The organism is Zoogloea oryzae (assembly GCF_030161255.1).
GTDB lineage: Bacteria > Pseudomonadota > Gammaproteobacteria > Burkholderiales > Rhodocyclaceae > Zoogloea > Zoogloea oryzae.
On sequence record NZ_BSPX01000198.1, the window covers coordinates 904 to 1,231 of the forward strand.

Consider the following 328-nt stretch of genomic DNA (forward strand, 5'->3'; position numbering starts at 1 on the left):
GTGCCTCAAGAACTCGTTTTGCGCCTCCAGCGTCTCGAAGCGCCGTCCGGCCAGCGCAGTGCCCTGGGTATGTTGAATCGCATTCTCGACGCATCCTTTCCGATTTGGATCGGCCACGCGCGCGGGATCGGCGACCACGGCGTAATGAGCCAGCATCGCGCTGTAAATCGGGTTGAGCTGGGGCTCGTACAAATCCGGCTTGAGGACGCCTTCCTTCAGGTTGTCGAGCACGACATAGCTGGGGACCCCGCCAAAATACCGGAACGCCTCTTCGTGGAGCTGCGCCCAGACTTGTTGGCTGGACTTCCAGACTACCCGCCGGAAGCTG

1 protein-coding gene is annotated in these 328 nt (G+C 61.3%); it reads right to left on the reverse strand.

Annotated features, from left to right (window positions below; genetic code table 11):
• Window positions 1-328, reverse strand: a 328-nt coding sequence (locus QQK25_RS23005) for an IS21 family transposase (protein ID WP_498027250.1), incomplete at both ends; no start/stop codon positions are given.